Annotated in this window: 23 protein-coding genes; 11 read left to right on the forward strand and 12 right to left on the reverse strand. The window is 39.0% G+C overall.

Annotated elements, in window-relative coordinates; translation table 11 throughout:
* Positions 1–14 precede the first annotated feature (14 nt).
* The 3 genes from LRP81_RS08405 to LRP81_RS08415 are packed head-to-tail and all read left to right on the forward strand — an operon-like array spanning position 15 to position 1868.
* A complete protein-coding gene (locus LRP81_RS08405; protein WP_230500824.1) occupies positions 15–506 on the forward strand; it encodes a response regulator transcription factor in 492 nt (163 codons plus the stop codon).
* Positions 496–693: a helix-turn-helix domain-containing protein gene (locus LRP81_RS08410; protein WP_230500825.1), complete on the forward strand. Its 198-nt coding sequence runs from the start codon at positions 496–498 to the stop codon at positions 691–693. The genes LRP81_RS08405 and LRP81_RS08410 overlap by 11 nt, the downstream gene beginning before the upstream one ends.
* Entirely contained in the window at positions 690–1868 is a 1179-nt protein-coding gene (locus LRP81_RS08415) for a sensor histidine kinase (RefSeq protein ID WP_230500826.1), read from the forward strand. The genes LRP81_RS08410 and LRP81_RS08415 overlap by 4 nt, the downstream gene beginning before the upstream one ends.
* 409 nt (positions 1869–2277) lie before the next feature.
* Here the strand turns inward: LRP81_RS08415 and LRP81_RS08420 are convergent, their stop codons facing one another.
* Positions 2278–2793, reverse strand: coding sequence for a DUF3231 family protein (locus LRP81_RS08420; protein ID WP_230500827.1), 516 nt, complete (start codon positions 2791–2793; stop codon positions 2278–2280).
* Positions 2794–3017: 224 nt separating this feature from the next.
* Between LRP81_RS08420 and LRP81_RS08425 the strand changes: the two genes are divergently transcribed.
* Positions 3018–3875 (forward strand): manganese catalase family protein, encoded by an 858-nt coding sequence (locus LRP81_RS08425; protein ID WP_230500828.1) that lies wholly within the window; start codon positions 3018–3020, stop codon positions 3873–3875.
* A 133-nt stretch (positions 3876–4008) separates the two neighbouring features.
* Positions 4009–4182 carry an asparagine synthase gene (locus LRP81_RS08430; protein ID WP_230500829.1) on the forward strand — a complete coding sequence of 58 codons (174 nt, stop codon included), beginning with the start codon at positions 4009–4011 and terminating at the stop codon, positions 4180–4182.
* Between the two features lie 324 nt (positions 4183–4506).
* On the opposite strand, the gene LRP81_RS08435 is transcribed toward LRP81_RS08430, so the two are convergent.
* Together LRP81_RS08435 and katG are read right to left on the reverse strand one after the other, a co-directional pair.
* Positions 4507–5058: a DUF3231 family protein gene (locus tag LRP81_RS08435; RefSeq protein ID WP_230500830.1), complete on the reverse strand. Its 552-nt coding sequence runs from the start codon at positions 5056–5058 to the stop codon at positions 4507–4509.
* A gap of 193 nt (positions 5059–5251) precedes the next feature.
* On the reverse strand, positions 5252–7435 hold the full coding sequence (gene katG / locus LRP81_RS08440) for a catalase/peroxidase HPI (protein ID WP_230500831.1): 2184 nt from the start codon (positions 7433–7435) through the stop codon (positions 5252–5254).
* A 434-nt stretch (positions 7436–7869) separates the two neighbouring features.
* On the opposite strand from katG, the gene LRP81_RS08445 reads away from it, so the two are divergent.
* From LRP81_RS08445 to LRP81_RS08465, 5 genes are all read left to right on the forward strand, one after another.
* Positions 7870–9039 carry an ABC transporter substrate-binding protein gene (locus LRP81_RS08445; protein ID WP_230500832.1) on the forward strand — a complete coding sequence of 390 codons (1170 nt, stop codon included), beginning with the start codon at positions 7870–7872 and terminating at the stop codon, positions 9037–9039.
* A 92-nt stretch (positions 9040–9131) separates the two neighbouring features.
* The gene (locus LRP81_RS08450; protein ID WP_230500833.1) at positions 9132–10010 is read left to right on the forward strand and encodes a branched-chain amino acid ABC transporter permease; all 879 of its coding nucleotides are present in this window, start codon (positions 9132–9134) and stop codon (positions 10008–10010) included.
* Positions 10011–10023: 13 nt separating this feature from the next.
* A complete protein-coding gene (locus LRP81_RS08455) occupies positions 10024–10998 on the forward strand; it encodes a branched-chain amino acid ABC transporter permease (RefSeq protein ID WP_230500834.1) in 975 nt (324 codons plus the stop codon).
* Positions 10973–11752 carry an ABC transporter ATP-binding protein gene (locus LRP81_RS08460; RefSeq protein WP_230500835.1) on the forward strand — a complete coding sequence of 260 codons (780 nt, stop codon included), beginning with the start codon at positions 10973–10975 and terminating at the stop codon, positions 11750–11752. The genes LRP81_RS08455 and LRP81_RS08460 overlap by 26 nt, the downstream gene beginning before the upstream one ends.
* Positions 11752–12465, forward strand: coding sequence for an ABC transporter ATP-binding protein (locus LRP81_RS08465; protein WP_230500836.1), 714 nt, complete (start codon positions 11752–11754; stop codon positions 12463–12465). Before LRP81_RS08460 ends, LRP81_RS08465 begins: the two co-directional genes overlap by 1 nt.
* Positions 12466–12680: 215 nt before the next feature.
* On the opposite strand, the gene nagE is transcribed toward LRP81_RS08465, so the two are convergent.
* The 5 genes from nagE to LRP81_RS08490 form a co-directional block, all read right to left on the reverse strand.
* Entirely contained in the window at positions 12681–14054 is a 1374-nt protein-coding gene (gene nagE, locus LRP81_RS08470) for an N-acetylglucosamine-specific PTS transporter subunit IIBC (RefSeq protein WP_230500837.1), read from the reverse strand.
* 181 nt (positions 14055–14235) lie between these two features.
* Positions 14236–15504, reverse strand: coding sequence for an exo-beta-N-acetylmuramidase NamZ family protein (locus LRP81_RS08475; RefSeq protein ID WP_230500838.1), 1269 nt, complete (start codon positions 15502–15504; stop codon positions 14236–14238).
* A 61-nt stretch (positions 15505–15565) separates the two neighbouring features.
* A complete protein-coding gene (locus LRP81_RS08480; RefSeq protein ID WP_399207344.1) occupies positions 15566–17656 on the reverse strand; it encodes a glycoside hydrolase family 3 protein in 2091 nt (696 codons plus the stop codon).
* Between the two features lie 23 nt (positions 17657–17679).
* Positions 17680–19371 carry a serine hydrolase domain-containing protein gene (locus LRP81_RS08485; protein WP_230500839.1) on the reverse strand — a complete coding sequence of 564 codons (1692 nt, stop codon included), beginning with the start codon at positions 19369–19371 and terminating at the stop codon, positions 17680–17682.
* Between the two features lie 908 nt (positions 19372–20279).
* The gene (locus tag LRP81_RS08490) at positions 20280–20477 is read right to left on the reverse strand and encodes a ChaB family protein (protein WP_317987049.1); all 198 of its coding nucleotides are present in this window, start codon (positions 20475–20477) and stop codon (positions 20280–20282) included.
* Between the two features lie 150 nt (positions 20478–20627).
* On the opposite strand from LRP81_RS08490, the gene LRP81_RS08495 reads away from it, so the two are divergent.
* Positions 20628–21329, forward strand: coding sequence for an N-acetylmuramoyl-L-alanine amidase (locus LRP81_RS08495; protein WP_230500841.1), 702 nt, complete (start codon positions 20628–20630; stop codon positions 21327–21329).
* Between the two features lies 1 nt (position 21330).
* Here LRP81_RS08495 and LRP81_RS08500 read toward each other — a convergent pair whose 3' ends face one another.
* The 4 genes from LRP81_RS08500 to LRP81_RS08515 form a co-directional block, all read right to left on the reverse strand.
* Positions 21331–22281: a TRM11 family SAM-dependent methyltransferase gene (locus LRP81_RS08500; protein WP_230500842.1), complete on the reverse strand. Its 951-nt coding sequence runs from the start codon at positions 22279–22281 to the stop codon at positions 21331–21333.
* Positions 22282–22300: 19 nt separating this feature from the next.
* Positions 22301–22540 carry a glutaredoxin family protein gene (locus LRP81_RS08505; protein WP_230500843.1) on the reverse strand — a complete coding sequence of 80 codons (240 nt, stop codon included), beginning with the start codon at positions 22538–22540 and terminating at the stop codon, positions 22301–22303.
* A 178-nt stretch (positions 22541–22718) separates the two neighbouring features.
* The gene (locus LRP81_RS08510) at positions 22719–23369 is read right to left on the reverse strand and encodes a rhamnogalacturonan acetylesterase (RefSeq protein ID WP_230500844.1); all 651 of its coding nucleotides are present in this window, start codon (positions 23367–23369) and stop codon (positions 22719–22721) included.
* A complete protein-coding gene (locus LRP81_RS08515) occupies positions 23356–24012 on the reverse strand; it encodes a bifunctional 4-hydroxy-2-oxoglutarate aldolase/2-dehydro-3-deoxy-phosphogluconate aldolase (RefSeq protein ID WP_230500845.1) in 657 nt (218 codons plus the stop codon). The genes LRP81_RS08510 and LRP81_RS08515 overlap by 14 nt, the downstream gene beginning before the upstream one ends.
* Positions 24013–24028 lie beyond the last annotated feature (16 nt).

The following is a 24028-nucleotide window of genomic DNA, read 5'->3' on the forward strand; positions in this document are numbered from 1 at the left end:
GAAACGGAGAAACCATGAAGATATTGCTCATAGAAGATGAGGAAGAATTATCAACGATTATTGATAGAGGGCTACGTAAAAGTGGTTATGCTGTAGACAAAGCATACGATGGAGAAGAAGCTTTAAACTACTATACTGTTAATTCATATGATGTAATTATACTCGACCTTAATATACCTGAAATCGATGGATTTAAAGTTTTGAGATATATTAGAGAAAATGACAAAGAGACAAAAATTTTGATTCTATCCGCACGAAGTGCAATAGAGGATAGAGTAAAAGGTCTAGATATGGGAGCAAATGATTATTTATCAAAACCATTTGATTTTCTTGAATTACAGGCAAGAATCCGGAACTTATCTCGTATAGCTTATATAAAACGTGGAAATGAAATTACCTGTGACGACCTCGAATTAAACATAGCTACCAAAGTAGTCTCTTTTAGAGAAAAAAAAATACCCCTAACAAAAAAAATATGGTATTTTGGAGTATATGATGCTACATAAAGGTGAGGTTATAAGTACCGAACGACTATTAAATCATACAAGTGATAGTAGTGCTGATCTGTTTCCCGATAGCTTAAAGTATCATATTCATTCAATAAAAAAGAAGTTATTAAATGCTCAGTGTGATAAAGAGTTGATTCGAAACGTCCGTGGAATGGGATATAAAATTGAGGGGGATAACGATTGAAATTTACAAACAGAGTATCCTTAAGAATGCGTATAACATTGCTTGCAGGTGCTATTTTGTTACTTTGCTCTCTTATCCTGACTATGACTGCTTCCTACAATGCTCGTACACAATTTATCAATATCGAACTAGCTAATCCACAACAGGCTAAAGAACCTTATAGGGCTATTGAGGAAAGCCGTCTACCTACAGTCGGAATTGCACCAAATACGACATTATCCCCAGCTGTGACTCAAGCAAAAGATAATTTTGATACAACTATTATAATTATACTTGTTATTGTATCTGTACTTGGAATGGGATTGGTATATATTGTAGCAGGCAGGTCTTTGGACCCCATTCATGAATTAAGCAAAGCAATTTCCACAATTACAGAGCATGAATTAAAGAAGCGCATTCCTCATGTGGGTAGAAAAGATGAAGTTGGTGTACTAGCACACTCATTTAATATCATGCTAGATCGATTAGAAAAATCGTTTCTAAAACAAAAGCGATTTTCTGCAAATGTTGCTCACGAACTAAAAACACCATTAGCAATCATTCATGCCGGAACTCAGGTACTTCATATGGAAAAAAATCCATCAAAATCTGAATATGAAGAAACACTTGCAATAACTGAGAAAAATGTAAAAAGATTAATGGCTGTGGTAGATGACCTTATGAACCTTTATGACGAAAAGGAAGGATTCGAAACTACATCAATTTGCTTAAAAGATATGTTCGAAACTATTTGTAGCGAGCTCCATCCTCACTTTGAGGAAAAACAAATCGTAACAGAGCTTCATTGCGAACTCCACAATGTGAAAGGCTACGAGGCTTTGCTTTATAGAGCTTTCTTTAATCTAATTGAGAATGCTGCCAAATATAATAAAATTGGTGGTAAAATCCATATTAAGGCTATGGAAATAAATGGAGTGGGACAGATATCAATATCAGACACAGGCAATGGTATCTATTCCGACGAATTGCTACAAATTTTCGAACCGTTTTATCGCGTTAATAAGTCCCGTTCACGTAAGACAGGTGGGGTAGGGCTTGGTTTATCAATTGTAAAAACAATAATTGAGAAGCATGGGTGGAAAATTACAGTAGATAGTACATTTGGTCAAGGATCAGTTTTCACTATATCAGGTATTGAGGGACAAATTAATTCCAAGAGGAGTTCTATAATATAAGAGTGAAAAGAGTGTTTAACATTGAAATTTGTCATACTATTCACTACTATCTAATGGATAATATTAAAGAGCCAACCTTTAAAAGTTGGCTCTTTCAGCTTGTAGACAAAGTCTAGTTATATGTCCCTACACTACTTTATCGACCACCACTAGATATGACTATAGACAATACGAATCTAACCCTTTGCGGATTCAAAAGAATGGACCACGCTCAGGGGGACTGGAAAAAATAGCTATGAGAGGATGCTAACTTTCGCTGCATAAATCTTATGAAACTGGCTAGGTGGGCGTGATAAGCCTCCTCCTTTACTATTAAAATGACCATAATCAATGAAACCCCCATTTCACCAACAACTGAAATGGGGGTTTGTCTACGCTCTAAAAAGACTCTATAAAGGGTCTCTTTTAATTATTCACAATGCTCATTTTTATTTTTATGCAGAGGTGGAGGTATAAGCCATCCTTTTTCCTTATTTAATTTCAAAGCTTTAGCCCCAATCTGAGCTTTCTGCATATGGAACTGCCCAAACATCATCGCTACGTCCTCACGTATACATTGGCCCATAATTGTACTACACGAAACAAGGCCTGAAGCGATAGTAGTAGATAACGCTGCCGATATTGCAGGATCTGGCATACGTGCTCCTACCGGTATATCATCTAGACAGGCATTGGGCGGTTCTGGAGGAGTAGGTGGTAAGCCTATTCCATTTTCCTTAAGTAGTATTTCAAGTTGTCTTACTTCTTCTGTCCCACCTTCTATACAGTCCTTCAAAAGCCCCTTTAAATCATCATCACCTGCATGATTAAGTTGAAGTTGAAAACCAGCAATAGAGCTTTTCGCTGATAAAAGATAACTCCACGTCCCAAATACTTCTCCATAATGAAGTGGTTCTTCTTGTGGATTTCCATTTAAAATACCCATAAATATCCTCCTTATATGCATAATGTGCCACCTTTCTTAGATGTACGCACATAAGTTAGGGTAACCAAAATACCTCGTTTAATTACAAAGAAATTTAGGTGCAAAACCGATAAAGTTTTTTTAAATAGCTATTATAAAATACATGTGTCTGGTGGCAAAAGTGAATAATAACTTAATGACACGAAATAATAAATGGGACGTAATAAAAAAGGAGATAGATGCTCATGTATTTCTATAAAGAAGATTTAATTAATATGATTGTCCCTGATAAACCTGACCCTCATGCTGCGAAGGTTCTGCAAGAAGCACTTGGTGGACAATTTGGCGAAATGAGAACAATGATGCAGTTTTCTTTTCAAAGTGCAAATTTTAGGGGTAAAGAAAAACAATACCGTGACCTAATCAGAGGTGTTTTTCTTGAAGAATTAAGTCATGTGGAACTTGTCCAGTCCACAATAAATCAATTACTAAATGAATCTGGGGCTAACTTACCGGGAAATCAAGCTAGTGATGCTGCTCCACTAGATGATGTCATTAAAAGTGGTGTCAATCCACATCATTACATTATGGGTGCAAAAGCTTCAGTTGCTGAGGATGCGGCAGGTAATCCATGGAATGGTTCTTGGGTGTATGACCACGGGAATCTTGCAGCAAACTTATTAAATAACCTCGTTCTTGAATCGACAGGTGTACTTCAAAAGTCAAGAATTTATGAGATGAGTAATAATAGAACCCTTCGTGAAACTATCGCCTTCTTAATAGTGCGGGATAACGCTCACCAAAATGCGTTTGCTAAAGCGTTAGAAACTCTTGGGGTAGATTGGGGTAAACTATTCCCAATTCCTAATTACGATTTGAATAAATACCCAGAGTGCCGTAAATTCGTAGAAATGGGTTTCCATAATGCCCAATTTAATTTCCGGTTAGATGAGACACGTATAGGTGAAGTCTTCCAGGGGACAACACCTAGTAGAAATGGAGGGGAGCTTTCGGTAATAGAACCTCCAAAAGGATATCCAGTACCAGAACTTCCAGACATGCCAAATGAACATGCATCTGGAATATATGATTTGAACAATTAAAGATTGTTCCCTGAACTTAGTAAGAAAAGTGAAGCAAGAACAACTTATCTTAATTGAATAATTAACCCTTTTAAGGAGAGCATAACATATGGTGTAACCGCACCTACTAATTCGATGTGGAGGGTTATTGCTTATGAATGTACGTGAAGGTTTAATTCCCACTGTGTTAGGCTCTGCCGTAACTGCTACAGGATATGCACTTAAACAAAAACGTGGTACGAATAAAATGGTAGCAAATACTATTTTTGGTTTTGGATTAGCCCACGTAGTTTTAGGTGCAATTGACCTGGTAGAACATCGTCGTTAGTATATGGGAGAGCATTTATTTGCTCTCCATTTAATAGTTTGGTTATTTTTTCAAATGTTGTTGTTTTTACGTTTTCGAAAGAATAGTACTTTTTCATCACCTCACATTTATTTGTATAGAATGATATAAACAATGTTTGTATGTTAGCCTTGATTCTTCCACAACCCTCAAAAGCCCAATCCAAAAAGCCACCTGCTAAGATGGCTTTGCTATGTAGTCGCATTGGTGTTATTAAGGAGAAGCAGAGTACCTTCTTGACATGAATCCATGTTTTTTAAGTAGTTCAAGTTTATATAATGTTCATAAAAGAATGTCGCTATTATTTCATTTGCTTCCCGGTGCCCCTGGAGGAACATAGTATGGGGGAATTCTTAACCATCCCCTTGACAACATTAGATTTTTTAATGGTGCAGCAAACTTCATTAAATTTACTTGAATGGAAAAAAACATTAATCCAACATCTGTTCGAACAGTTTTGCTCATAGCCAATGCACAGAAACTTACGCTTGATGCGATTTTTACTGAAATTAAATTTGCTATTTCATCATCTGTCAATTTGACACCTGACGGAACGTCACCTGGATTAGATGTTGGTTTATCAGGGTTTACTAACGGAAGGGGAACACCTTCAGCTAATAGAAATTCTTCAATTTTTTTAGTGTCTTTATGACTTCCTATTAACGCTTCTTTTAAAACATGCTGTAAATCTGTATCTGTTGTTGAGTTAAGTCCTACTTGATATAAAGAATGGGATTCATGGAATGCCGTAAAAGCTGTCCATAAATCCATTACCTCCCCCACATGGAGAGGAGTTTTTGGTGTATCATCCACAAAATTTTTAATTATCGCTGATACGCTTTCAAATGCATTTGTCATATTATCGATCACCCATATTTAAATTTTACTTATATCTTTATCCAAATAATGGGATATTATACTATTCACGTATTATTGTTATTTCCACTTCAATAGAAAAGCACCTTTACAAAACTTCCTGTTCAGGAAGTTTTGTAAGGTGCCGTTGTACTTGGACACATTACCAGAGAAGCATTGTGACCAGGGGTAATTATTATTTTATGTCATAGCGATCAGCGTTCATAATCTTTACCCAGGCCGCAACAAAGTCATGAACAAATTTTTCTTTACTGTCATCTTGTGCGTACACTTCTACTAGAGCTCGGAGAATGGAATGTGAACCTAAGACAAGGTCCACTCTCGTTGCAGTTCTTACGAGTTCACCTGTTTTACGATCAAGTCCTTCATAAATACCACCATCTACAGGTTTCCACTCCACTCCCATGTCTAGAAGGTTTACGAAGAAGTCATTCGTGAGTGTACCTACCCGATCTGTGAAAACACCATGTTTTGTACCACCATGGTTTGTCCCAAGAACACGTAAGCCCCCAATTAGAACCGTCATTTCATGAGCGGAAAGATCTAATAACTGTGCTCTGTCGACCATAAACTCTTCCGGCTTTAAACTATACTCTTTTTTGTGATAATTACGGAAAGCATCTGAGACCGGCTCTAACACTTCAAAGTTTTCAACATCAGTCTGTTCCTGAGTAGCATCACCGCGTCCAGGTGTAAATGGAACTTTTACATCTACTCCACCGTCTTTTGCCGCTTTTTCAACAGCTGCAGTTCCACCAAGGACAATCAAATCAGCAAGACTGACATTTTTCTCATAGTCTTTTTGAATATTTTCTAAGACTGATAATACTTTAGAAAGCTGCTCTGGCTCATTCGCTTCCCAGTCTTTTTGTGGTGCAAGACGAATACGAGCGCCATTTGCACCCCCTCGCTTATCTGAAGCTCGGAAAGTACTGGCAGATGCCCAGGCAGTGGTAACAAGTTCACTAACTGAAAGATCTGAATCAAGAATTTTTGCTTTCAATGCATCTATATCAGCATCTGATAATTCGTAATCAACCGTCGGGATAGGGTCTTGCCAAATGAACTCTTCCTCTGGTACTTCCGGGCCTAAGTATCTTACTCGTGGGCCCATATCACGGTGGAGTAATTTAAACCAAGCACGAGCAAATGCATCCGCAAACTCGTCTGGATTTGCGTAAAAACGCCGAGATATTTTTTCATATTCTGGATCCATACGCATCGCCATGTCTGCTGTGGTCATCATGGTCGGAACCTTTTTGGATGCATCCGTCGCATCAGGTGCAAGATGCTGTTCATCTGGATTAATAGGTGCCCACTGATATGCACCTGCAGGACTCTTCGTCAGCTCCCATTCGTAGCCGAATAGCAAGTCAAAATAACTCATGTCCCATTTAGTTGGAGTTGGTGTCCAAGCACCTTCAATTCCACTTGTGATAGTGAATGCTCCATGACCTGTTTCATGTTTGCTTTTCCAACCGAATCCTTGGTGTTCAATACCTGCGCCTTCCGGTTCTTCACTTACATGAGAAGGGTCACCAGCACCGTGTGCCTTACCAAAGGTGTGGCCTCCAGCAGTAAGAGCGACTGTTTCTTCATCATTCATTCCCATACGTTTGAATGTGTCTCGAATATCACGGGCACTTTTTACAGGATCCGGTTCGCCGTTTGGTCCTTCAGGATTTACATAAATTAAGCCCATCTGAACGGCAGCAAGAGGTTGTTCCAAGTCACGCTCACCGGAGTAACGGTTATCACCAAGCCATTCTTTTTCAGGACCCCAGTTAACGTCCTCCTCAGGATGGAAGATATCTTCCCGTCCTCCCCCAAATCCAATTGTTTTTCCTCCCATTGATTCAATTGCTACATTCCCTGCGAAAACGAGCAGGTCTGCCCATGAAAGTTTATTACCATATTTCTTTTTTATTGGCCAAAGCAATCGACGCGCCTTGTCCAAATTTCCATTGTCTGGCCAACTGTTAAGAGGAGCAAATCGCTGTGAGCCACTTCCCCCACCTCCACGGCCATCTGCTGTACGATATGTACCTGCAGCATGCCAGGACATCCGGATAAAAAACGGCCCATAATGACCGTAGTCGGCTGGCCACCAATCTTGGCTGTCTGTCATAAGATTATGTAAGTCTGATTTTAGAGCTTCATAATCTAGCTTTTCAAATTCTTCTGCGTAATTAAAATTTTGCCCCAATGGGTTTGTCTTTGTGTCATGCTGATGAAGAACATTCAAATCTAATTGATTTGGCCACCAGTCTTTGTTTTTTGTCCCCTTTATTGGTTTTCTTTCACTGCTTTCCCCCGTAAACGGGCACTTTCCAACGTTTTCATTGCCTTTCATGTCCATACATTTTTCCCCTTTCTGTTTTGAGAAGAGTAATTAGCACACATCTTGCTTTCAACGTACGAAACTTCCAATAGAGACAACATCAATTCTTACATTGTAATTATAATAAATAATCTCCTAAATAAAAAGGAATATGCAGAAATTTTAAAAAAGTTAATTTTTAGATAAATTGTACATAGTATTTAACTGTCACCAAAGAAGTGTGGTTTATGACTCCTAAAAACTTATTACTTCTCCATTTTTAGAAAATAATCGACAAAACATGGAAAATATTAGTGTTAATTTTCAAAATAAACTAGACGAAAGAGAGAATTTCTTGTACAATTCTTTTCAGAATATTATTTGTTTTTAGAAAATAAAAATAAATACATCTAAGAAATTTCATCCACTAACATCGGCTTGGAGAATAAATTATTCTAGCAGGGGGTATAACGGTGAAAAAGAGAAAATTAGCGGGGATTTTTATGTCGTTAATGTTAGCGGCAGGAGTAATGGCAGGATGTAATTCGTCCAATACAGGTGGCGGGGACAGCTCAACCATTAAGATTGGGGCTAACCTTGAACTATCAGGTGGAGTAGCCTCTTACGGTCAATCCATTGAGGAAGGTATCCAGCTGGCACTGGAGGAAATCAACAAAGAAGGTATTGATGGGAAAAAGCTTGAGCTTGTAAAGTATGACAACAAATCAGACGCAGCGGAAGCAACGAATGGAGCCATTAGATTAATCAGTCAGGATAAAGTAGTAGCGATCATTGGAGCTGCCACAAGTACAAATACATTAGCCCAAGTGGAAATTGCACAAAATAATAAAACTCCACTACTAACACCGACAGGTACTAATCCAACGATTACTTTTAACAATGATACTTTAAATGATTTTATTTTCCGTACATGTTTCATCGATCCATTCCAAGGTACAGTTGCAGCTAACTTCGCTTCTAAAGATATTCAAGCGAAAAATGCTGCCATTATCATTGACAATTCAAGTGACTATGCAAAGGGTCTAGCGTCTGCTTTTAAATTAGCATATGAAGCAAATGGTGGAGAAATCATTGCAGAAGAAGCATATGTTGCGAAAGACACTGACTTTAATGCGATCTTAACGAATATTAAATCCAAAAACCCTGAATTCATTTTCCTTCCTGGGTATTATGAAGAGGTTGGATTGATCATTAAGCAAGCTCGTGCTCTTGGTATTGATGTGCCAATCATGGGTGGAGATGGCTGGGATTCTCCTAAGCTAGTAGAAATTGCTGGAGCAGATCCACTAAATAACACATTCATTACGAATCATTATTCTTCAGGTGACTCAGATTCAAAGGTTCAAGACTTCGTTCAAGCATTTGAGGATAAAAATAACGGGAAATCACCAGATGCTTTTAATGCATTAGGTTATGATTCTGTTTACTTTCTAGCTGATGCTATCAAACGTGCAGGCAGCGCAGATCCAGAAAAAATTCAAAAAGCACTTGCGGAAACAGATGGTCTTGCCCTTGTTTCTGGCAGCCTAAAACTTGATGAAAATCATGATCCAATTAAATCTGCGGTTATTCTTGAATACAAAGATGGTAAACAAGAATTCAATACTAAAGTAAACCCATAAAAATAAGTGTGTCATAAAGAATAGGGAGTATGAATCACTCCCTATTCCTACGTTCTAATCATATTTCCTATCACTTAAAAGGAGCAAAAAACATGGAATTTTTACAGCAGCTTGTTAACGGGGTTTCTTTAGGAAGTATTTATGCATTAATCGCCCTAGGGTATACCATGGTGTATGGGATAGTAAAATTAATCAACTTTGCCCATGGAGATGTCTTCATGGTAGGTGCCTTCATTGGTTTTTATTCCATTACTGTACTAGATTTAGGATTTTTCCCCGCCTTGCTCATTTCAATGGCAGCTTGTGCGACATTAGGTGTTCTAATAGAACGAATTGCCTATAAACCACTCCGAAATGCCACGAGAATTGCCGCCTTAATTACAGCAATAGGTGTATCCTTATTTATTGAATACGGAATGATTTATATCCGTGGAGCCCAACCAGAGGCTTATCCTAGTGATATCATCCCAGTCAAAAGCATTGATTTTCTTGGTGTGAAAATCAGTAGCCAATCATTATTGATTTTAGGCACTGCCATCGTATTAATGATACTACTTCAATTCATTGTTCATAAAACCAAAACCGGGAAAGCCATGCGGGCTGTCTCCCATGACATGGATGCTGCACGATTAATGGGAATTAACGTAAACAACACTATTTCTGCAACATTTGCAATTGGGTCTGCTCTTGCCGGAGCAGCAGGGGTAGCATTTGGAATGTACTATACAAAAATTGAACCTTTAATGGGAATTATTCCTGGGTTAAAAGCGTTCGTCGCAGCTGTTGTCGGTGGTATCGGAATCATACCTGGGGCGATGGTAGGCGGCCTTTTACTAGGAGTTATTGAGTCATTAGTTAGTGCTGCAGGCTTTTCACTTTGGAGAGATGGTGTAGCTTTCGTCGTACTAATCTTAATATTAATTTTCCGCCCTGCAGGATTATTTGGCAAAAATGTCAGGGAAAAGGTGTAGGGGGGCTAACGCGATGAATATTCTAAAACAAGCAAAAGGCTTCTGGGTCTCTATCGCAATAGCTGTTGTGTTTGGGGTAGTGGTACAGTTTTTAATTACTGGTGAACTTTTAAATATTTTTTATACGAACACCTTATTCTTTATCGGGATTAACATCATCCTTGCGGTAAGTTTACATTTAATTATTGGGATTACTGGCCAATTTTCGATCGGACATGCAGGGTTCCTTGCTGTTGGTGCTTACGCTTCTGCCATCATTACGATGAAGCTAGGTCTACCCTTTTCATTAGCCATCCTTGTTGGGGGCTTGTCAGCTGCTTTTGCTGGGATGTTAATTGGAATTCCTACATTGAGATTAAAGGGAGATTATCTAGCGATTGCCACATTAGGTTTCGGTGAAATAGTTAGAATTGTCTTTTTGAATATTGATTATGTTGGTGGAGCAAGTGGAATGACAGTCTCGCAGCAAACCACATGGCCATGGCTGTTTGCAGGTATCCTAGTAACCATCATTGTCATTAGGAACTTTACCAACTCGACACATGGGCGTGCTTGTATATCAATAAGAGAAAATGAAGTTGCTGCAGATGCGATGGGAATTAATACGACTTTCTATAAAGTTATCGCATTTGTAATCGGTTCTTTCTTTGCAGGGGTTGCAGGAGCTTTCTATGCACATAATTTTTATATCATCCAGCCGACCAATTTCGGTTTCTTAAAGTCTTTTGATATTCTAATACTTGTTGTTTTAGGTGGTTTAGGAAGTATGTCTGGTGCTGTTATATCTGCTATTTTCTTAACCATTGTTTCTACTTTCTTACAAAGCTACCCTGAGGTCCGGATGATTCTATATAGTTTAATACTGATAATCGTTATGATTTACCGACCACAAGGGCTTTTAGGTACTAGAGAACTGACCTCATTCATGAAGTTCGGCAAGTCTTCCAAAGGAGGAGTCGACAATGACAACAAACACACCGTTGCTTAAAGTAGATCAAGTAGGTATACGCTTCGGGGGTTTAAAAGCTGTTTCAGAAGTAGACTTAGAATTATTTCAGGGGGAGTTAGTTGGTCTAATTGGACCGAATGGTGCTGGCAAAACGACATTTTTTAATCTTTTGACAGGTGTATATGTTCCTACTGAAGGGACGATTGTACTGGAGGGAGATAAGTTAAACGGATCCTCTCCCTACAAAATCACCCAGAAGGGTATTAGCCGTACCTTCCAAAATATTCGTTTGTTTAACGAATTATCTGTTCTTAACAATGTAAAAGTAGCCTATCATTCATTAGCAAAGCATTCCATAATAAGTTCTATCTTGCGACTACCTTCCCATTTCTCAGAAGAAAAGCTCATGGAAGAGAAAGCAATTGAATTTTTGAGAATTTTCAATTTAGATAAAGTAATGCATGAGAAAGCGAAGAATCTTCCCTATGGACAACAGCGTCGATTAGAAATAGCTCGTGCTCTAGCCGCAAAACCGAAATTATTACTCTTAGATGAACCAGCTGCAGGAATGAACCATAAGGAAACAGAAGAATTGATGAATTTAATTGCCTTGATTCGTAAAAAATTCGACCTCACGATTTTGTTAATTGAACATGATATGCCTCTTGTAATGGGTGTTTGTGAGCGGATTTTTGTATTAGATCATGGAAAGCTAATTGCATCAGGAAACCCTGTAGAAATTAGGAACAATCCAAAAGTCATCGAAGCGTATCTCGGCGAGGAGGTTTCTTAATGTTAAAAATTGATAACATAAATGTTTATTACGGCAATATTCACGCTCTTAAGGGAGTTTCTCTCGAGATAAATGAAGGAGAAATTGTTACTTTAATTGGAGCGAACGGCGCTGGGAAAAGTACTCTTTTAAAAACGATTTCTGGTTTACTTAAGCCTAAAGATGGGGAGATTCTATTTCAAGATCAATCCATTGGAGGTAAGGTTGCCCAAACGATTGTTAAACAAGGTATTTCTCATGTTCCAGAGGGACGGCGTGTTTTCGCAAATATGTCTGTTGAAGAGAATCTTGAGTTAGGTGCATATTTACGTAAGGATAAAAAAGGTATTAAAGAAGATTTTGAAAAGGTTTATGATTTATTTCCCCGATTATTTGAGCGTCGCAAACAGCTTTCTGGTACTTTGTCCGGTGGAGAACAACAAATGTTGGCGATGGGACGAGCACTAATGGCACGACCAAAGGTATTGTTATTAGATGAGCCTTCTATGGGACTTGCACCGCTATTAGTTAAAACGATTTTTCGGATTATAGAAGAAATCAATCAGTCAGAGTCAGGCACTACTATACTACTAATTGAACAAAACGCAAACATGGCGCTTTCAATCGCTGATCGTGCTTATGTCATTGAAACAGGAAAAATCGTTTTAGCTGGTACACCTGACGAGTTAAACGAGAGTGACCAAGTTAGATTGGCATATCTGGGTGGTTATTAAAGTAAGTAAGAAACAAGCTAAGTGTGAAGCCGCTTAGCTTGTTTTTTATTTTATTAACATTAATACACTTTTGTATAATAATGGATTCAGCAGCAATGATTTAGAGTCTCTCATCATCTCTATTTTGGCAACCACTCTCCCTATTTTATGATGATTATAGAGACAATAGGAAAGCCGCCCATTTTAAATTATTTTAAAGGACGGCCAACGAATAACTATTTCTTCTTCAATTCATCTGACAGAAATTGTACATCTGTACCGACAATTACTTGCATGCTTGTCTTGCTTAGTTTGATAACCCCTTTAGCACCAAGTTGTTTGAGTCGGGATTCATCTACTATGGAAGAATCATTCACTTTTAGTCGAAGCCTTGTAACACAATTATCAATTTCGACTAGATTTTCTTTACCCCCTAGTGCGGCAAGATAACCATCCGCAAGTTCCGCATAATTACCTTTTGTCGCACTTTGCTCAAATTCCCCTGCTACCTCATCTTCACGACCTGGAGTTTTTAAATCCAGCTTTTTAATAAGGAAGTAGAAAATAACAAAATAGAGTCCACCGTATATTAAACCTACTCCTGCCAGTAAGACCGGTTTTTGGGCAATTCCAAAGTTTAATAGATAGTCGATGGCACCTGCAGAGAACCCGAAGCCATGATGAATATCAAGCAGATAAGCAACCGACATGGCTGTTCCGGTCAAGAATGCATGTATGACATAAAGAATAGGTGATAGGAACATAAATGCAAATTCAATTGGCTCCGTTATACCAGTCAAAAAGGAAGTGAAAGCTAATCCAAATAATGCACCAGTCATTGCTTTACGACGTTCTTTCTTTGCAGCAGCTATCATAGCAAGGGCAGCTCCAGGCAACCCAAACATCATAATAAAGAAGAAACCTGCCATAAAGATACCTGCTGAAGGGTCTCCAGCGAGGAATCGCCAAAGATCTCCTTTAATGACCTCCCCAGCAGCATTGGTAAACTCTCCAAACTCAAACCACACAATGGTATTGAGAATATGATGAAGTCCTAAAGGAATCAATAACCTATTTAAGAAACCAAAAATGCCAACTCCTGTAGCACCAGCACCAATAATCCATTCTCCAATTCCATCAATAAATGCTTGAACAGGTGGCCAGAGATAGCCAAATAAAAAGGCAAGGATTAACATAGCCAGTGAGGTGACAATTGGAACAAATCTCCTACCTCCAAAGAACCCAAGCCAGTCAGGAAGTTTTATATTATAGTATTTATTGTAAAGAAGACCTGCAACTATCCCTGAGATGATTCCACCAAGTACTCCCATATTGATAGATTCATTGATGGCAGCTGCTCCATTGGTTAGAACAAAATAACCTACTGCTCCAGCAAGAGCAGCCGCTCCACTGCCATCTTTTGAGAAACCAATAGCCACACCGATCGCAAATAACAAAGCAAGATTTCCAAATACTGCATTACCTGCTGCTGAGATAAATGGAATGTCTAGTAAGTCATCCTGTCCTAAACGAAGAAGCAACGCAGCTGCAGGCATTATCGCAATTGGAAGCATAAGCGACTTACCTATTTTCTGTAAAAACCCTAACATAAAAGCACCTCTTTTCTTTTAGATTAATAATATTTATGTAACCGTTTACATAGTTAGTACATGCCTAGTGGTCCAGTTAACTACTTTTTATTATTCTGTAAAATATCGCATATTCCTCTTTTTGGTAGTCTATATAAATACGGAAGGAACCTGAGGCATCTCCCTCAAGTTCCATCCTTTTCTATTTATAAATTAGGTATCCTCTGCGCACCTTTTGGAAATCGTTCAATTCCTTTTTCCATTGTTTCGCTAGCGTATCTACCGATTTACCTTCTTCCATTCCTTTTCTAATCCAACTGTTACCCATGAGATTATCGAAAAATGAGATGCCTGCACTGTTTTCAGCCCTGAAAGCAAAGTCTTCCGGATACATATCATGGATCGTCTTAACGATATGCAGCCCCGTTTCGATTGGCTCAAAGGAATCCCTATCTGTAATATGGAGTTGAATACCATGTGATAGTGCTCCTGCATGCTTAGAAAATGTCGGCGTAAAGGAAGCTGCCCTAAATGTCACACCAGAAAGCTTCAAATTATTCAATGCTGTTGCGACATCGTCTGCATTCATAAATGGTGCACCAATCAGTTCGAATGGTTTAGTTGTTCCCCGTCCTTCTGAAACATTGGTTCCTTCAATTAGTGCAGCTCCAGGATAGACTAGAGCTGTATCCAAGGTCGGCATATTGGGTGACGGCATGACAAATTCTAGTGGGGTGTCGTCATAATACATATTACGCTTCCAGCCATTCATTTCTACAACGGTTAAATCTACACCTATTTCAAACTCATCATTAAATAGTTTTGCAAGCTCTCCAACCGTCATACCATGCCTTAATGGAATAGCGTAGTTACCTACGAATGATGCGTATTTCATATCTAGAACTGGACCTTCTACCTTTAGGCCACCTAATGGATTTGGACGATCTAATACGATAAATGGAATATTATTTTCTTGTGCAGCTTCCATCGCATAAGCCATTGTGTAGATATACGTATAGAAACGTGTTCCGACATCCTGGATATCAAATATAAGAACATCAATGTTCTCTAACATTTCTGGTGTCGGTTTTCTTGTGGGACCATAAAGACTATAGACAGGAAGACCGGTTTTTTCGTCTATATAAAAATCGACATATTGTCCAGCCTGTGCATCGCCACGCACTCCATGTTCTGGACCATACAAGGCAGTAAGTTCTGTATCTGGTTCATTGTATAGTGTATCAACAATGCTGTTTAACCCTTGATCAACTCCAGTAGGGTTAGTGATCAGCCCGATACGTTTTCCTTTAATGAGATGCTTTTCTTTTTTTAATAGCACTTCCACTCCTAACTCAAAATTCCCTTTTCCTTTGCCTTTCCCCTTCCCTTTTCCATTGTTATCTGCAAGAACTATGGAAAGCGAAGAAAGTACCAATACAGCAGTCAATATAGTTACTAGCCACTTTTTCAAAAATTTCCCCTCCCCTATTTATGGTTAGTCTCTTAAAATGCAACATTTTACGACTAACCCTTTAATATGCTAATCCATGACCATATTCGTAAAGTGTTCCTCCATCAAAACCAGGAATCGTAACTGGTAATTTTCCACTTGGATTATTTTCTCCAAAAATGGTCGCTGCTGTAGCTAAGAAACTCGCTGGTCTGAATCCATATTGAGCAATGTATGCATCCACTTCGTTATAAGCCATGATGTCATATGGATTACGGATACCAACTGCGATAACCGGTGCTTCTGTTTCAGCAACGATTGTCTGGACCATTCGCATCTGTGCATTTTCAGGAGATCTGCCGGCAACATTAGCTGTGCTTGTACCCACAATAACAGCAGAGGCACCTCTTATTTGTTCCAATTGCGTACTTGTGAGGCGGAAATCTGCCGGCGCCTCTATAATATTCGCGTTCGGATGAATGGCTTGAACAGCATTAGCTAGATCTTGAAGGTTGGTTCTACCTACTACGACTACATTTTCTTTCCTTTCAGAAGTTAAAGGAAGAACAGATTCGTTTTTCACCAGTGTAATAGAGCGTTCAGCTGCTTCTTTTTCAATTTGCTTATGCTCATCAGAGCCAACAACATTTAGTGCGTTTGCTACTTTTTCTTCAATTGGTACTGGAGTTTCTTCTTTAATAACACCACGTTTTATTTTTAACGTAAGGATTCTTTCCACAGAAGCTTCAATCCGCTCGATTGCCAGTTCATTATTATTTACAGCTTCTAGCAAGCCTTGTCTCACCTCACTTAGCCCGACAGGCATTAATACAATATCAGTTCCTGCTTGAACAGCACGTATCGCAGCATCTACAGGTCCGAAATGGTCTGCAATTGCGGCCATGTTCATGGCATCCGTTGTAATAATTCCATCATAGCCCATCTCATCACGAATCAATTCAGTAAGTACTTTATAAGAAAGTGTTGCTGGAATCGCAATCTCTTCACCAGTTTTACGTGAAATTGCTTTAGTATCATCTATTTTTGGAAATGTTACATGAGCAGTCATAATAGCATCAATACCTGCCTCCATTCCTTTCTGGAAAGGATATAGCTCCACTTCTAACAAACGATCCTTCTCATGAGGAACTTCTGGTAATCCAAGATGCGAGTCTACTGCTGTATCACCATGACCTGGGAAATGTTTGGCTGTTGCTGCCACTCCAGTAGATTGTAATCCTTCTGTGTACGCCACTCCCATTTGTGCTACTAATTCTGGATTTTCCCCAAACGAGCGTACCCCAATAACGGGGTTATCTGGATTATTATTCACATCCATTACAGGAGCAAAATTCATATTAATCCCTAATGAATGTAGTTCTTCTCCAATCGCTTTTCCAACATTATGGGCTATTTCTGGTGATCTTGTTGCACCTAAAGCCATATTTCCCGGCATATCTGTCCCTGATTGTAGTCGAGTAACAATCCCACCCTCTTGATCAATGGTCATAAGCAGACCATATTTTTCAGCAGCTTCTTGATAATCTGCCACTAGTCTGGTCGTCTGTTCCGTCGTTACTACATTCTCACGGAAAAGAATAACTCCACCTAAATGATAATCTTTCACAAGCCTTTCAATTTCCGGTAACATTTCCGTTACATTTTGACCATTCCAGTTTCGGAAGTCTGGCATTAGCATTTGCCCAATCTTTTCTTCTAATGTCATATTTTGAATAGCATGACTGATTAATTCATAGCGCTTACCTTTTTCTTTTACAATGGAAGGAACAGAAGAAGGTTTTTTTCCTTTTTCTTTCTTATAATCAACGGCGATTCTATCCTTGAATGTTCCATCTGTCACAGTGATAAAACTTCTTCCATTTTGTCCGGTTAGTTCAACATTTCCATCCTTGTCCACCTTCGCAACATTCTTATTGGATGAAGTCCATTTAAGGTTTTCTTTTGTTAATGTGAAATGGCCTTCCTTGTAAACACGCAGAGCTTTTAATTGAAAATTCATCCCAATATCTGTCACATCAACTTGTGGAAGGTTTTGATAAAGAACTAAATCCTTTACACCATTATTAGCTTGAGCAGTTTTCATTGGTATTCCTGAAATGATAACGGTCAGGATGAGAACGGATAAACAAAAAGCTTTCATTAGTCTGTTCATTTTTTCTCTTCTCCCCTTTTCTACTAATAATTTCTCAACACCCAATCTTCACTTTGAAAATCAACATTTAATTCTTTTCCAGTATTGGAAACAAGTTTTATATTATTCACATACCAGCCACGGCCGTTAACCGAGGCGTCTGTCTTATACAAGAAACGAATAAATTTAGTATCTGTTGGTACCTGTATGCCTTTCTCTTTCCACTCTTCTTCGGAGCCGGTTACATTAAGGGCATTGGTCCAATTAATGCCATCGGTTGACAGTTGAACTAAGCCGAAATCAGACTGATTTTCAATATGATGCCATGTATCAAATGTTAGGGTTGCATGTTGGCGAAGATTTATTTCTGCCGTAAGTGCTCTCTCTAAATGATCACCATAACCAGAGAACCAGGCTTGCTCTTTCTTATTAATTTTTACTGGGATAGAATCTGCTACTAATCTGGCAAATGGCCTTCTTACCACATTGGTTGTAACAGTTGTTCTGGAAGGATGCACTCTGTTCGTTAACAAAATAGCTACTGTATCATTTTCTTGATTAACGACAATGGAAGTACCTGTATATCCAGTATGCCCAAGTGAACTTTCATTTGATAAGGCATCCATAAACCAGCCTTGATTCAGCTCCCATCCAAGTCCGTGATCATTCCCAGGAAATTGTGGAATTTTGTTTTCAGTTAATTCCTTAACTGTTTCTTGATTAAGTATCTGTTTTCCACCATATCGGCCATCTTTTATGAACATATGGGCAAGTTTGGCAAGGTCTTCTGCAGTTGAGAATACTCCTGCATGTCCGGCAATTCCGTCCAACGACCAGGCATTTTCGTCATGGACTTCTCCCCATACTAGTCCTCTCCCAATTGCAGGCTGGTATTCAGTAGCTGCAATACGATGTTTTAAAGCGGAAGGAGGATTATACATCGTATCTTTCATTCCTAATGGCTTTGTTAGATGTTCCTTAATAAACTCATCGAGTCGTTTTCCCGATAATCTTTCAATAAGGGTACCAAGTGTAATCATGTTTAGATCGCTGTATGTATAAGTGGTACCTGGTTGATTAGCGAGAGGATATTGGAGTACTATCTGTATTCTCTCTTCTCTATTGCTATCTTGTGTATAAAGGGGGATCCATGAAGTAAAACCCGAAGTATGTGTCATTAGCTGTTCTATCGTTACCCCCTCTTTACCGTTAGCTGCAAACTCAGGCAGATGGTGTGCTACTGGGTCGTCTAACTCAAATTTACCTTGTTCATAGAGAATCATCGCTGCGGTTGTGGTAAATATTTTACTAATGGATGCGAGATCAAATATGGTGTCTTTTTTCATCTCTACTGGAGTGTCTGTTTCTGTAAACTGGTCATCTGTGTATCGATATGCAAATCCGTATGCATCATGCTTGACGATATGACCGCTTCTTGCAACGAAAGCAACAGCACCAGGCATTACCCTATCGGCAATCATTCCTTCCATCAATGGATCAATTCTATCAAGCGTTTCTTGAACCATCCCTGCACCTCTTGCTGAGCCAGGATGTAAGACTGGGGAGGATGGAGCTGGGTTGTTCCAAGTGAAAACAGGATGAACGTTTGCACTGGGGTTATTAGAAGCCATTGATGAATTAGAAGGTTTAGCTCCTTCTTGAGCGAAAATAGGAGCATGAATAATGGTGGTACCTAATAAGGCTGCCAACGTAATGGAAACTGTTTTCTTTTTCATATTTCCTCCTTTATTTTTGCTAATAGAATAGTATGACTGTTTAATGATGTGCTCGTGTCTCGTTGAATAGGCGTCCTAACTTCAGCGCCTAGCCCCTCGAGGTCATAAGCCAATTCGTCAAGAAGGTAAAGGGCAACCTTCTCACCGCCTCGTCTTATGCTTGTCGGGGCTGAACGAGGCGCTTCCGCTTTTCTTTTTGTCTAGCTTCAGCGCCTAGCCCCTCGAGGTCATAAGCCGATTCGTCAAGAAGGTAAAGGGCAACCTTCTCGACGCCTCGTCTTATGCTTGTCGGGGCTGAACGAGGCGCTTCCGCTTTTCTATGAAAAGGCTTTCAAACTATAAGTCTAGTTTATGAGTTTAAACGTATAGATGTCTATACCACATAAGTCCTGATAAGGTAGTATTTAATCAAATCTAACTGTGACATTTTTACTATTTTGAATTTTCAACCAATTATAACTAAATTGATTTTTCTTCTTATTTTCATGTAAGAGCTACAAAGGTATCCATGTTGGTTTCTACTTGGTGGTTCAGTAATCCCTATTACAGTTGTCCATATAAATCAATCAATAAATCTATTAAAAAAGAACTGGATTTCTCCAGTTCTACAGTGTATAGACAAAGGTACATTTTTATTTAAATCCATGCAATTCTCTTGTTGATCGTAGTGGAAGACGCGCAGACACCTCGAAAATGTTGATACATTTTCTTCGTGCGATGAATGGCTGCCGAAGCCTTCCTTGTCCTGCGGGAGGAAGGGACATGGGAAACCCCACAGGGCGCAGCCCGAGGAGGTTCCCGGACCGCCCGCGGAAAGCGAAGCGTCTGAAACGAAAATCAACAGTCAAATGCAAATTTAAAAATAATTTGGGTTTGTCAACAGTCTGAAGAACTGGATTTCTCCAGTTCTACTTTTCTACCCAATTATCATTTTCATTTTTCTTGTACTTTTCTTTAACTGCGCTCCATGCAACTTTATGAGCTGTTTCTTCTTTATCATATTGTTTGGATGCTGAGTTAAACGCTTCTTTATAGATTTCTTGAGCATGCTTAGGAAGGTTGTCCTTTACTCCATCAGGTAAATCTTTCAAAGAATTGTACGGCAAAAAAATCACGCTCCTATCAATTTATATTTTTATTTCTAGATTCCCGGATCTCTATATTTGAAAACTATCAATTTTTATTCTTTTTTAAAGGAAAATGCTGTTTGAAAAAAGAATTATGAAGGATGAAGAAATCGAAAATGAGGAGACAGCATGTATACATATTTTAAGCCCATCATAATTGCCATTCTATTACTTTCTGGCTGTTCATTTAAAGCGGTTGAAGTTACCGAAGTAGAAAAAGAAACATTGCCAATTGTAGAAGATAACAATGCAGTCGAGCATCTTGAAGGCTCTCAAATTGAAATGACAGCATGGTTCTTACCGAAAAAAAACTCCCGGGTTCGGGGAGGATCGATTACACATATTATGCTTCATTTCACTAATAACGCCCTTCACTCGCCTGAAGATCCTTATAAGTTGGAAGAAGTATATGCGCTTTTTGAGGAGTATGAAGTTTCCGCACATTACATGATTGATAGAGATGGGGAAATTTACTATCTCGTGCCAGAAGAACGTGCAGCCTATCATGCCGGAAAAGGGTACCTACTAAATTTTCAGGATTATGTTTACGGACTTAATGATCATTCCATTGGAATAGAATTATTGGCAATTGGAACAAAAGAGGAAATGGGCCTAAACATTCCCGATGACATATATGACCTTATTCAGCCAGTTGATATCGGATATACCGATGCCCAATATGAAGCGTTGAACATTTTATTAGAGGATATTCTTAGAAGGAATCCGGGAATCAAACATGACCGAGAGCATATCATCGGTCATGATGAGTATGCCCGTGTCAGGAAAAGCGATCCTGGTTCATTGTTTGAATGGGATAGAATCGGATTTTGATCTACTGACAAACAAGGATTTCTCGCTTAAAGTTACCTTTTAGCGTGACTCCACGATCCACAATCTGAAAGCCTGCCCCTTTTACCAAGTCATCCATATCTTCAATGGTGATGATGATTGCTTTTTGGGAAATCCTGCGGGTTTGCTTGATTATGTCATCCTGCTCATCTCTCGTAATATGTGTATATAGATTGTATGGAAGGTCAATAATTGCTACATCGTATTTTTCTGTTACATCTGCAATTGCTCCAAGGGTTACCCTGCCTTGGAAACCAAAATACTCCATGTTTTCTCTTGCTCCAACAGCAACCAATGGGTTTATGTCCCTTCCTTCTATATTGATACCCATAGAATGTGCCTCAACCAATACTGTACCAATACCGCAGCATGGGTCGATGGCACGAACACCTTTAGTATCATGAGGAATTCCAATATTTACGATGGTTCTAGCGATTTTTGAACTGAGTGCTGTGGAATATTCTCTAGGTTTTTTCACATGTTTTTGCCAAATAGCTTCATTTTTTTGATAATGTCCGAAATACCAGCGTCCGTTCAAAGTCGCCATTCCAAACGTATGATCTGGTTGATGAACATCTGCCTTTCCTTCAATTTCCCACCCTATTACCCGTTCAATCTCTCTCCGTTCCTTGTATGCTATCGCTGTGGATTCATCCCTGTCGTTTATTTTAGAAAAAATCACTTTGAATGATCTTCCAAGCATGTTAATTTGAGCTACCTGACTTATAATTTCCTGAAGGGTTTCTCCTTCATAAACTACCTCTATCCGCTCCCTGATAAAGGGGCTGCGACTAGGATCAATAGATATTGTACTTTTTAAAATGTTATCATCTGTCTCTTTACCAAAAAAAGAGCGCATCTCTAAATGACTGAGGGAACACTCATCTTTACTGTATCCAAATGTATAAATATATGAATTCGACACTTCTTTCATCCTCTTCATGCGATAAGGGTTATTTTACAAGACCAATAAGCCGATTCAGTTCACCAGGGTTAAATCCTTTTACTGCCTGGTCCCCAACAGCGGTTACTGGGATACCCATAAAGCCAAACTTTTCTACTTCTTCTTGATATTCTCGACTTGCCATTAAATCCCTAACTTCAAAAGATACTCCATTATCTTTTAAATATTCCTTCACCAACTCACAATCTCTGCAACCTTTTGCAGAGTAGACGATAAATTGTTTATCCATTGTTGTATACCTCCTTGTCGTAAACACAGATATAACCTATTTTATCATAACTACCGTATTTATAGAAAAGGCTGCTGGTTTCTCGAAGCTTTTTGCTTTGTGTATGAAAAGAAAAAAGACAAACAGTTCAGCTCTCCACCGTTTGTCTTTAATCCATTAAGTGTGAAGGGATTACATATTAAAAATTCGCGAACTCTCTCATCACAAGGTCAGCAATTTTTCTGGCACCAGTTTCGGAGAAGTGTGTATCATCTATTACTCCTTGTGGGTAATTTTGAAACTCATCAGGTGAAAGGTGTAAAAACAATTTTTTTGATTCATCTGGACCTAACTGTACGAATAGCTTTTTCGAGAGGTTTCCTAAGTCAATTAGCTGGACTTCCTCTTCTTTAGCAAGCTCTAATATAGCCAGTGAATAGTCGCCATGTGTATCTTGGAAAACTCCATTCTCATTAAAACTTCTTCTCTGCACTGGCGTAAGTAAAACAGGTGTTGCATTAGCTGCTCTGGCAGCTTGAATGTACTTCTTCAAGTAGCTTTTAAAGGTAGTGAAGGGCAGCGTCTTCCTTTCTTCATCCTCTTTTTGATCATTATGACCAAATTGAATAAAAAGAAAATCTCCAGGCTTCAATTTGGATGTGATTTGTTCCAAACGTCCTTCCTCAATAAAGCTTTTTGAACTTCTACCAGATGATGCTGCATTACAAACCTCTACACCTAATGGCAAGAAATCTTGTATGAATTGGCCCCAGCCTGCCCTTGGCTCTACCGTAGCAGGGTAGTCACACATGGTGGAGTCCCCTGCCAAAAAAATACTAAATCTTTTCAAGCAATCCACCTCTTGCTTGCTTTACTCTACTTACAAATCTTGCAGCTGTCTCCGTAACATGTCTGCAATGTTCTTCCGTAAATTCTACTTTCGTATTGATAAGGGTACTTCCAGCTCCAACTGCCACTGCACCTGCAGAAATATACTCTGCAACGTTATCGATACTGATACCACCAGTGGCCATTAAAGGAATATGAGGTAACGGTCCCCGTACATCCTTGAAGTATCCTGCTCCTACTACGTTTGCAGGAAATACTTTTATCATATCTGCTCCATGTTCATAGGCCGTGAGAATTTCCGTTGGTGTCATGGCTCCTGGGATGCTGACCGCTCCATATCTCTTAGTCATTTTGATGGTTTCTGTGTTTACAGTAGGAGAAAAAATAAATTTGGAACCTGCCATTATTGCAGCCCTTGCTGTTTCTGGGTCCAATACGGTTCCAGCTCCGACGATTACTTCATCTCCCATTTCTGAAGCAACCTTCTCCATTAAGGTTAGAACTTTAGGTGTCTCGACCGTAATTTCTAACGCTTTTACACCGCCTGCACTTAAAGAACTGGCAATTTTCAAGATATTATCTTCTGTTGCCCCTCTGATGACAGCAACGACTCCCACTTCTTTTATTTCTTTTAAAAGACTCATGGGTCTCCTCCTTTCA

The organism is Sutcliffiella rhizosphaerae (assembly GCF_917563925.1).
Lineage (GTDB): Bacteria > Bacillota > Bacilli > Bacillales > Bacillaceae_I > Sutcliffiella_A > Sutcliffiella_A rhizosphaerae.

Excerpts from the sequence above, each read along its gene's own strand:
- LRP81_RS08505 (WP_230500843.1), bottom strand. The coding sequence starts at position 22,540 with ATGGATAAACAATTTATCGTCTACTCTGCAAAAGGTTGCAGAGATTGT.
- LRP81_RS08495 (WP_230500841.1), top strand. The coding sequence starts at position 20,628 with ATGTATACATATTTTAAGCCCATCATAATTGCCATTCTATTACTTTCT.
- LRP81_RS08425 (WP_230500828.1), top strand. The coding sequence starts at position 3,018 with ATGTATTTCTATAAAGAAGATTTAATTAATATGATTGTCCCTGATAAA.
- LRP81_RS08515 (WP_230500845.1), bottom strand. The coding sequence starts at position 24,012 with ATGAGTCTTTTAAAAGAAATAAAAGAAGTGGGAGTCGTTGCTGTCATC.
- LRP81_RS08455 (WP_230500834.1), top strand. The coding sequence starts at position 10,024 with ATGAATATTCTAAAACAAGCAAAAGGCTTCTGGGTCTCTATCGCAATA.
- LRP81_RS08465 (WP_230500836.1), top strand. The coding sequence starts at position 11,752 with ATGTTAAAAATTGATAACATAAATGTTTATTACGGCAATATTCACGCT.
- LRP81_RS08480 (WP_399207344.1), bottom strand. The coding sequence starts at position 17,656 with ATGAACAGACTAATGAAAGCTTTTTGTTTATCCGTTCTCATCCTGACC.
- LRP81_RS08450 (WP_230500833.1), top strand. The coding sequence starts at position 9,132 with ATGGAATTTTTACAGCAGCTTGTTAACGGGGTTTCTTTAGGAAGTATT.
- LRP81_RS08405 (WP_230500824.1), top strand. The coding sequence starts at position 15 with ATGAAGATATTGCTCATAGAAGATGAGGAAGAATTATCAACGATTATT.
- LRP81_RS08500 (WP_230500842.1), bottom strand. The coding sequence starts at position 22,281 with ATGAAAGAAGTGTCGAATTCATATATTTATACATTTGGATACAGTAAA.
- LRP81_RS08435 (WP_230500830.1), bottom strand. The coding sequence starts at position 5,058 with ATGACAAATGCATTTGAAAGCGTATCAGCGATAATTAAAAATTTTGTG.
- LRP81_RS08485 (WP_230500839.1), bottom strand. The coding sequence starts at position 19,371 with ATGAAAAAGAAAACAGTTTCCATTACGTTGGCAGCCTTATTAGGTACC.
- LRP81_RS08460 (WP_230500835.1), top strand. The coding sequence starts at position 10,973 with ATGACAACAAACACACCGTTGCTTAAAGTAGATCAAGTAGGTATACGC.
- LRP81_RS08430 (WP_230500829.1), top strand. The coding sequence starts at position 4,009 with ATGAATGTACGTGAAGGTTTAATTCCCACTGTGTTAGGCTCTGCCGTA.
- nagE (WP_230500837.1), bottom strand. The coding sequence starts at position 14,054 with ATGTTAGGGTTTTTACAGAAAATAGGTAAGTCGCTTATGCTTCCAATT.
- katG (WP_230500831.1), bottom strand. The coding sequence starts at position 7,435 with ATGGACATGAAAGGCAATGAAAACGTTGGAAAGTGCCCGTTTACGGGG.
- LRP81_RS08420 (WP_230500827.1), bottom strand. The coding sequence starts at position 2,793 with ATGGGTATTTTAAATGGAAATCCACAAGAAGAACCACTTCATTATGGA.
- LRP81_RS08410 (WP_230500825.1), top strand. The coding sequence starts at position 496 with ATGCTACATAAAGGTGAGGTTATAAGTACCGAACGACTATTAAATCAT.